At 31.4% G+C, this 9344-nt stretch carries 10 protein-coding genes and 2 tRNA genes; 11 read left to right on the top strand and 1 reads right to left on the bottom strand.

Features of this window, described 5'->3' with window-relative positions:
• The 11 genes from ACKTTC_RS00685 to ACKTTC_RS00635 all read left to right on the top strand — a co-directional run.
• Positions 1-890, top strand: an 890-nt coding sequence (locus ACKTTC_RS00685) for a DUF58 domain-containing protein (protein ID WP_408037343.1), incomplete at its 5' end; no start/stop codon positions are given.
• A gap of 66 nt (positions 891-956) precedes the next feature.
• Positions 957-1030, top strand: a tRNA-Asp gene (locus tag ACKTTC_RS00680).
• A gap of 182 nt (positions 1031-1212) precedes the next feature.
• Positions 1213-1286 (top strand) — tRNA-Asp (locus ACKTTC_RS00675).
• A 318-nt stretch (positions 1287-1604) separates the two neighbouring features.
• Positions 1605-2429: a prephenate dehydratase gene (locus tag ACKTTC_RS00670; protein WP_408037341.1), complete on the top strand. Its 825-nt coding sequence runs from the start codon at positions 1605-1607 to the stop codon at positions 2427-2429.
• Positions 2426-3586 carry a pyridoxal phosphate-dependent aminotransferase gene (locus ACKTTC_RS00665; RefSeq protein WP_408037340.1) on the top strand — a complete coding sequence of 387 codons (1161 nt, stop codon included), beginning with the start codon at positions 2426-2428 and terminating at the stop codon, positions 3584-3586. The genes ACKTTC_RS00670 and ACKTTC_RS00665 overlap by 4 nt, the downstream gene beginning before the upstream one ends.
• 1 nt (position 3587) lies before the next feature.
• Positions 3588-4451 (top strand): prephenate dehydrogenase, encoded by an 864-nt coding sequence (locus ACKTTC_RS00660; RefSeq protein WP_408037339.1) that lies wholly within the window; start codon positions 3588-3590, stop codon positions 4449-4451.
• Between the two features lie 15 nt (positions 4452-4466).
• The gene (locus tag ACKTTC_RS00655; RefSeq protein WP_408037338.1) at positions 4467-5549 is read left to right on the top strand and encodes a chorismate mutase; all 1083 of its coding nucleotides are present in this window, start codon (positions 4467-4469) and stop codon (positions 5547-5549) included.
• Positions 5550-5614: 65 nt separating this feature from the next.
• Positions 5615-6373 carry a DUF5995 family protein gene (locus ACKTTC_RS00650; RefSeq protein WP_408037337.1) on the top strand — a complete coding sequence of 253 codons (759 nt, stop codon included), beginning with the start codon at positions 5615-5617 and terminating at the stop codon, positions 6371-6373.
• Positions 6374-6410: 37 nt separating this feature from the next.
• On the top strand, positions 6411-7355 hold the full coding sequence (gene rsgA / locus ACKTTC_RS00645) for a ribosome small subunit-dependent GTPase A (RefSeq protein ID WP_408037336.1): 945 nt from the start codon (positions 6411-6413) through the stop codon (positions 7353-7355).
• A 12-nt stretch (positions 7356-7367) separates the two neighbouring features.
• Positions 7368-7820, top strand: a complete 453-nt coding sequence (gene dtd / locus ACKTTC_RS00640) for a D-aminoacyl-tRNA deacylase (protein ID WP_408037335.1) — start codon at positions 7368-7370, stop codon at positions 7818-7820.
• 68 nt (positions 7821-7888) lie between these two features.
• Positions 7889-8530, top strand: a complete 642-nt coding sequence (locus tag ACKTTC_RS00635) for a YceI family protein (RefSeq protein WP_408037334.1) — start codon at positions 7889-7891, stop codon at positions 8528-8530.
• A 41-nt stretch (positions 8531-8571) separates the two neighbouring features.
• Here ACKTTC_RS00635 and lipB read toward each other — a convergent pair whose 3' ends face one another.
• Positions 8572-9285: a lipoyl(octanoyl) transferase LipB gene (gene lipB / locus ACKTTC_RS00630; RefSeq protein WP_408037332.1), complete on the bottom strand. Its 714-nt coding sequence runs from the start codon at positions 9283-9285 to the stop codon at positions 8572-8574.
• Positions 9286-9344: the final 59 nt, after the last annotated feature.

Below are 9344 nucleotides of genomic sequence, written 5' to 3'. Positions count from 1 at the left end.
TTAAAAACCTCGACTTACTTGCAAAACAAGTAGTAGAAGGTTTTATAACGGGTATGCATAAAAGTCCTTACCATGGTTTCTCCGTAGAATTCTCTGAGCATAAATTATATAATAAAGGTGAAGACACAAAGCATATAGATTGGAAGCTATTTGCCAAAACTGAAAAATTATACACCAAGAAATACGAAGAAGAAACCAACTTACGATGCCATATTATCATTGATAATTCAGCATCTATGCATTACCCTCTTAAGCAAAAACAACAACTTGACAATTTAAATAAGATTGGTTTTACTGCAGTAGCAGCAGCTTCTTTAATAGAAATTTTAAAAAAACAAAGAGATGCTGTTGGGTTAAGTATTTACTCTGATACTTATGAATACTACGCTCCAGAGAAAGGAAGTGAACGTCATCGAAAAATTCTAACACACCAATTAGAAAAGTTATTAGAAACTTCTAAAAAAGATACTGGAACAGAAACATATCAATATTTACATGAAATTGCACAAAAGATTCATAGAAGATCGCTCATTTTCGTATTTACAGACATGTTTCAGCCCGAAAAAGACCAAGAAGAGTTATTTGATGCGTTACGACATTTAAAGTACAATAAACATGAAGTAATCCTTTTCCATACCTATGATAAGCTATTAGAGTTTGATTTTGACTTTGAAAACACACCTAAAAAGTTTGTAGATGTAGAAACTGGTGAACAAATTAACTTATATGCTGATAGTATAAAAGATTCTTATCAAGAAAAAGTTACCGATTTTTTTGACACTTTAAAGAATAAATGTTTGCAATACAAAATCACCTATGTACCAGTAGATATTAATGAGAATTACAACAAAATTCTTACTGCTTATCTAGTAAACAGAAATAAAATTTAATTTTTTCTTTAAAAAAGTTTGCAAATATCAAAAAGCATGCTATATTTGCACCCGCAATAACGCAACGGTCTGGTAGTTCAGCTGGTTAGAATACATGCCTGTCACGCATGGGGTCGCGGGTTCGAGTCCCGTCCAGACCGCGAAAAGCTTCTCAAATTTTGAGAAGCTTTTTTTATTTTAATTATTTTTCAACTTCACCTAAAAAACATTCATTTTCTTACTCCCTCAAAACGAACGATTAACAAAAAAATTAAATATTATTGCATTAATCTTTATGTCAATTCAAAAAAGCATGTTATATTTGCACCCGCAATAATGCAACGGTCTGGTAGTTCAGCTGGTTAGAATACATGCCTGTCACGCATGGGGTCGCGGGTTCGAGTCCCGTCCAGACCGCAAAAAGCTTCTCTAATTTGAGAGGTTTTTTTTGTTTATAGCTAGCTCTTCTCCTAAAGATATATTCTTTTAAAAACACCAAGCGAAATCGTTTACTTAAAAAAACAAAAAAAAATTTGCTAGACTAAAATTAATTTCCAAGATTTGTGATATCTAAATTAACTGATAACAATTATGTTACAAAACGTATGGCAAGGTTTCTATTTTTACTTTTACTTTTATAGTAAGAGGAGAGACTTTGTATCATCGTTTTAGGTAACAGAAAAACAATATAAATATAAAGTCTCGATAGTATCGAGGCTTTTTTTTTGATCTAAAATGAAAAGAATAGCCATACAAGGAATAGAAGGAAGCAATCATCATATTGTTGCTAAAAAGTTTTATGATAAGGATATTACGCTTAACGAATGTTTGTCTTTTGACATACTTGTTGATAGTTTATTGACAGGGCATTCAGATCAAGCAATCATGGCTATAGAAAATACTATTGCAGGATCTATCATTCCAAACTATGCTTTAATTGATAAAAACAACTTGCATATTTCTGGCGAATATTACCTTCCTATTCATCATCATTTAATGGCTTTGCCTAATCAAAACATAGAAGAAATTACAGAGGTTTGTTCTCATCCTATGGCTTTATTACAGTGTAAAGAATTCTTCAAAAACCATCAGCACATTAAATTAATTGAAGATGTAGACACTGCAGAAATTGCTAAGCGTATTTCAGAAAAGCAACTAACTGGAGTTGCAGCTATTGCCCCTAAAATGGCAGCTGAAATTTTCAACTTATCTATTATAGAAGATGAAATACAAACCATAAAACAAAATGCTACACGATTTGTAATTATTCAAACTACAAAACCTGAAAATGGCATTCATGAAATTAATAAAGCTTCTTTAAAATTTGAATTGGATCATAAAAGAGGAAGTTTAGCCACCATCTTAAATGTAATGAGCGATTGTAAGTTGAACCTTACGAAAATTCAATCATTACCCAAAATTGAAACACCATGGAAGTACGCCTTTTTTGTAGATGTTACTTTCGAAACATATAAAGACTATCAAAAAGCAAAATCTATTATTGAGATTATGGCTAACGATTTTAAAATATTAGGAGAATATAAAAACGGAAGACTATGATAACATTTGCAAACCGTTTACAAACAGTACAAGAGTACTACTTCTCTAAAAAATTAAGAGAAGTAAGAGGTTTAATTGCAGAAGGCAAACCTATTATTAATATGGGAATTGGAAGCCCAGACTTACCTCCACCAAGTTCTGTAATAGAAGCTATTCAGAATAGTGTAGCGGAAAATGGCGCTCATAAATATCAGAGTTACCAAGGGATTCCAGAATTAAGAGAAGCCATTAGTACATTTTATAAAGAGAATTATACAGTTTCCTTACACCCTAACACGGAAATTCTTCCGCTAATGGGAAGTAAAGAGGGAATTATGCACATTTCTTTAGCATTATTAAATGAAGGTGATGGAGTGTTAATTCCAAACCCTGGCTATCCCACATACAGTTCAGTTACAAAATTAGTTGGTGCAACTCCTCTATATTATAATTTAACTGAAGATAATAACTATCAACCTGATTTTTCTCAATTAGAAAAATTAGATTTAGAAAACGTAAAACTTATGTGGGTTAACTATCCACATATGCCAACAGGAACAAATGCATCTATAGAAACTTTAGAAAAAATTGTAGCCTTTGGTAAAAAGTACAATATTCTTATTGTAAATGACAACCCATATAGTTTTATACTTAATAATACTCCAACTAGTATTTTACAAATATCAGGAGCCAAAGACATTGCTTTAGAACTAAACTCATTAAGCAAATCTTTTAACATGGCAGGTTGGAGAGTTGGTATGCTTACAGGTAAGCAAGAATTTCTAACCGAAGTTTTAAAAGTAAAAACACAAATGGACTCAGGTATGTTTTATGGAGTTCAAAAAGGAGCCATTGCAGCTTTACAACTATCAAACGACTGGTTCAAGAATTTAAACAATATCTATACAACAAGAAGAGAACTTATATATCAGTTAATTGAAAAATTAGGATGTAGTTATATAAAAAATAGTACTGGAATGTTTGTTTGGACAAAAATTCCGTCTAATAGAAAATCAGAAGAATTTATAGATGAATTACTGCATAAGTATCACCTATTTGTGGCTCCTGGAAGCATCTTTGGAAATCAAGGAGAAGGTTATATACGATTTTCACTCTGTGTAAAGGAAGAAGATATAAAAACAGCTATTCAAAGAATAGATAATTTAATGGACAAGTAATATGAATGTATTTATAATTGGAGTAGGTTTAATTGGAGGTAGTTTAGCATTAGACATTCAAAAAGAGTTTACATCAGCTACTGTATATGGAATAGATCAAAATACAGATCATTTACAGAAAGCTTTAGATTTAGGCATTATACATAAAAAAACCACGAATGCAGATTTAATCAATGCAGATATTGTAATTATTGCTATTCCTGTAGATGTTTCTTTAAAAGTGATCCCTGAAGTTTTAGATCAAGTCTCAGACACTTGCTTAGTTTTAGACGTTGGCTCTACTAAGGAAGAAATTTGTGAGATTATTAAAAAACATCCTAAAAGAAGAAACTTTTTAGCAACGCATCCTATTGCAGGAACAGAATTTTCTGGACCTAACGCAGCACTTACTGGCTTATATAAAGGTAAGACAAACATTATTTGCGAAGTAGAAAAAACAGCTTTCAAACTACAAGAAAAAGCTTTAGATATCTTCTCAAAATTAGGAATGCGTATTCGATATATGGATCCAAAATCTCATGATAAGCACATAGCCTATGTTTCTCATTTATCTCACATTAGTTCCTTTATGTTAGGAAAAACAGTCATAGAAAAAGAGAAAAATGAGCGCGACATTTTCGATATGGCTGGAAGTGGATTTGCTTCTACTGTTCGTTTAGCTAAAAGTTCTCCGGCAATGTGGGCTCCTATTTTTCAACAAAACAAAGAAAATGTAATAGAAACTTTAGAAGAATACATTCAAAATTTAGAAAATTTTAAAGCATTATTAGAACAAGATAACTTTTCAGCAGTGTATGCTGAAATGGAAAATACCAATCACATCAAACAAATATTAAGCGGAATTCAAGAAGTAAAACTTCTCTAAAAGAAATTAAAGAACATGGAAAATACTAAAAAATTAAGAACTTGGTTAGATGACTTCAAATTAAGTCACCCATTAGTAATTGGAGGACCTTGTAGCGCCGAAACTGAAGAGCAAGTATTAAAAATTGCTCACGAATTAAAAGATTCAGATGCAACAGTACTAAGAGCAGGAATTTGGAAGCCTAGAACTAGACCAGGAAACTTTGAAGGTGTAGGAGCATTAGGTTTAAAATGGTTACAAAGAGCAAAAGAAGAAACAGGAATGTTAACTGCTACTGAGGTTGCCAATAAAGATCATGTAAAGTTAGCTTTAGAACACGACATCGATATTTTATGGATTGGAGCTAGAACAACAGTAAGTCCTTTTATCATTCAAGAAATTGCAGATGCTTTACAAGGAACTGATAAAATTGTTTTAGTTAAAAATCCTGTAAATCCAGATTTAGCTTTATGGTTAGGAGCTATTGAAAGGTTATATGCAGCTGATATCAAAAAATTAGGTGTAATTCATAGAGGTTTTTCTACGTATGAAAAAACACGCTACAGAAACAATCCAAACTGGCAAATCCCTATTGAACTACAAAATCGTTTCCCTGATTTACCATTAATTTGTGATCCTTCGCATATTGCTGGTCGCAGAGACATTATTTTTGATATTTGCCAAACTGCATTAGATCTTAATTTTGATGGATTAATGGTAGAAACGCACTACGATCCAGATAATGCTTGGAGTGACGCAAAACAACAAATCACGCCAGCTACATTAATTCAAATGATGGAGGATTTAAAAATCAGAAAAGAAACAGATACTGAAGCTGATTTTAGAAATGCATTGAATACACTTAGAACTCAAATTGACGTAGTAGATCATCAACTAATTGAAATGTTAGGAAAGCGTATGAAAATTGCTGATCAAATTGGAGAATTAAAGAAAGAGAAGAATGTTGCTATTCTTCAAACTAAACGTTGGAATGAAATTCTTGGCAAAATGATTTTAGAAGGTGAAGAAAGTAATCTTAGTGAAGAATTTGTTCTTAAAATCTTCAAAGCGATTCACCAAGAAAGTATCAATCATCAGAAAAAAATCATTAACGGTTAATTTAAAAGCGCATTTATTGCGCTTTTTTTATTTAAATTCACCTCATTAACCAACCCATAAACTTCATGAAACCAATTCATACCATAGAGGATGTTATTGCTGTTTTACAAGGCATCATTGATGAATCCATAGCACAAAAAAGTCCTTTAGGTTATTTTGCTGCTCTTTACCAAAAAGTAACCATTCAAGTAAAAGAAGGAATTGAAAATAATTTTTTTGATGATGGACCTCGTATGGAAAAGCTCGATATCATTTTTGCAAAAAGATATATTGATGCTTACTACGAATTTCAAGCAAATCGTCCTACCACACAATCTTGGGAAAAAGCTTTTTTATTGTCCTTTAATTTCTGGCCTATTGTATTACAGCATTTACTTATTGGCATGAATGCTCATATCAATTTAGATTTAGGTATTGCCGCAGCAGAAGTAATGGAAGGAAAACCCATTGAAGATTTAAAAGATGACTTTAATAAAATCAATACCATTCTGTCTTCATTAGTAAGCGATGTAGAGCAAAACTTATCTCGTATTTGGCCTTTCTTAAAGAAAATTTTGAAGTTCACACGTAAAGTAGACAACTTCTTAGTAGATTTTAGCATGGAAGTAGCTCGTGACGGTGCATGGAAATTTGCCGTAAAACTCGCTAATACTCCTGAAGAAAATATAGCAGAAACAATTCATTTACGAGATGAAAGTGTTGCCAAAATAGCCTCTTTAATTACCAATCCTGGAGTAATTGCAAATATTATTTTTGGGATTATAAGATTAGGAGAAAGAGGAACAGTTCCTCATAAAATAAAAAAACTAATGCACACACCTTAACTAGAATAGATTCAATTTTTATTCTCATCTTTGTTTTATGACAGGAACGGTGTATAAATCTACAGGAAGTTGGTACTGGGTAAAAACAGAAGATAACCAACTTTACAAATGTAGAATTAAAGGTAAATTTAGAATTAAGGGTATTAAAAGTACAAACCCAATTGCAGTTGGAGATAAAGTTCAGTTTGATTTAGACACTAAAAGTGATGAAGAAACAGGAATTATCACTAAAATTTTTGATCGCAGAAATTATATCGTTCGAAAATCTGTGAATCTCTCTAAGCAAACACATATTATTGCCTCTAACATCGATCAGGTTTTTCTAATGATTACCATAGACAATCCACCAACTTTCACCACCTTTATCGATCGTTTTTTAGTTACTGCAGAAGCTTACTCTATAGAAGTTGTTTTACTTTTTAATAAAATTGACACGTATAGTATAGAACAGAAAGCCGAAATTTTATATTTAAAAGATATTTATGAACCTATTGGTTATACCTGCATAGAAACTTCAGCTGTTACTGGTAAAAATATAGACCTTATTAAAGAAATGATGACAGGAAAGGTAAGTATGTTTTCTGGGCATTCTGGCGTAGGTAAAACCACACTTCTAAACTATATTGAACCAACTTTAAATCTAAAAACCAAAGAAATTTCTGAGCAACATAAACAAGGGCAACACACTACTACGTTTGCCGAAATGTTCGATTTAAACTTTGATGCTCGCATTATAGACACTCCTGGTATTAAAGGTTTTGGTGTAGTAGATATGGATAAAGATGAACTTGGTGACTACTTCCCTGAGTTTTTTGCATTAAAACAAGATTGTAAGTTTAATAATTGTATCCATGTAAACGAACCTAGTTGTGCTGTCAAAGATGCTTTAGAGGCTGAAGAAATTTCTTGGTCGAGATACAAAAGTTATTTACAAATACTAGAAGGAGAAGAGGAAAATTATAGAACTGATATTTGGGAATAAAAAATTGGTAGTATGAAAGCAGTAATTCAAAGAGTTAGTGAAGCTAGCGTAACTATTGAAAACGAAAAAGTTGCCAATATAGGTGCAGGACTCTTAATTTTAATTGGCATTGAAGAAGCAGATACCACAGAAGACATTAATTGGTTGGTTAAAAAAATAGCAAATCTCAGAATTTTTGGCGATGAAAATAATGTAATGAATAAATCGTTATTAGACACAAAAGGAGATGCTATTATTGTAAGTCAGTTTACGTTACATGCTTCCACTAAAAAAGGAAATAGGCCAAGTTATATTAAAGCTGCTAAACCAACTACAGCAATTCCTATATATGAAGCTTTTGTATCTGAATTTGAGAAAACTATTGAAAAAAGAGTGCAAACTGGTAGATTTGGAGCTGATATGAAAGTAGCACTTTTAAACGATGGACCAGTGACTATTATCATAGATACAAAAGACAAAAAATAATTTTATACATAGCAGATATTAAATATATTTGCCATGGAAAATAAATTCCAATTCAATTATACAAAAACATGAAAAAACTAATCTTATCATTAGCAGTAGTAGCTTTTGCAGTAACATCTTGTAAAAGTGAAAAGAAAGTAGAAACTAAAGAGGAAGTAAAAGTTGAGAAAAAAGTTGAAAACCCAATCAACTCTTACAAGGTAAATGTAGCTGAATCTTCAATCGAGTGGAAAGGAGACAAGAAAGTTGGAGATGCTCATAATGGAACTATTAACTTAGAAAAAGGAGTATTTGACGTTGAAAACGGGGTTGTAAAAGCTGGAGAGTTTGTTATCAATATGAATACAATTTCTAGTACAGACTTGGAAGGTAAAATGAAAAATAACCTTGACGGACATTTAAAAGCTCCAGACTTTTTTGATGTTGCAAAATACCCAACTGCAAAGTTTGAAGTTGCTAGCTCTGAATTAAAGGAAGGTAAACTTGAAATTACTGGAAACTTAACTATTAAAGATGTTACTAAGAGTATTACTATTCCTGCTACGTTAACAGAAAACGGAAATGATATTACATTAAAGAGTGATAAGTTTAATATTGACAGAACTGATTTTAATGTAAAATATGGTTCAGGTAAGTTCTTTGATAATTTAAAAGATAAAACTATTAACGATTTAATAGAACTTTCTTTTAACTTAAAAGCTATAAAATAACTAGACTAATATTGATTGATTAATATTATAAAAAAGCGAGCTTACAAGCTCGCTTTTTTTATGAATTCTTTTACTTCAAATTGTTCTTTAAAATGAGCAAGAATTTTCATCTTGACTTCTTCTAAATCTACTTGTCTACCTAATTCTGCTTCCATAGAAGTAACCGCTTTCCCTCTAATTCCACAAGGTATAATATGGTCAAAATATCCTAAATCTGTATTTACATTTAATGCGAAACCGTGCATTGTTACCCAACGACTCGTTCGAATTCCCATAGCACATATTTTTCTTGCAAAAGGAGTTCCTACATCTAACCAAACTCCCGTTTCTCCTTCACTTCTCTCTCCTTTTAAACCATACTCTCCAATAACTTTAATAATAACTTCCTCTAATAAACGAAGGTATTTATGAATATCTGTAAAGAAATTTTCTAAATCTAATATAGGATACCCTACAATTTGTCCAGGCCCATGGTAGGTAATATCTCCTCCCCTGTTTATTTTATAAAAAGCAATTTCTTTTTCTTTTAGTTGCTTTTCATTCAACAACAAATGCTCCATTTCTCCACTTTTCCCTAGCGTATATACATGAGGATGCTCTACAAACAAAAAGTAATTATCTGTTTGATTTGATTGCTTTTCCCTTCTATTTTTTATCTTAACATCTATAATACTTTGTAATAAATCCGTTTGATAATCCCACGTTTCTTTATAATCTTTCTGTAATAATTCTGTTAAATAGACGTTTTTATTCATATTTTTAACAATTACTTTGTTTTTGTTATATAGATAACATTAATAAATACTATTAAACC

This window comes from Tenacibaculum amylolyticum, from assembly GCF_964511145.1.
GTDB lineage: Bacteria > Bacteroidota > Bacteroidia > Flavobacteriales > Flavobacteriaceae > Polaribacter > Polaribacter amylolyticum.
The sequence above is the reverse complement of the archived record's forward strand: the minus strand, read 5'-3'. Positions and strand labels throughout refer to the sequence as shown.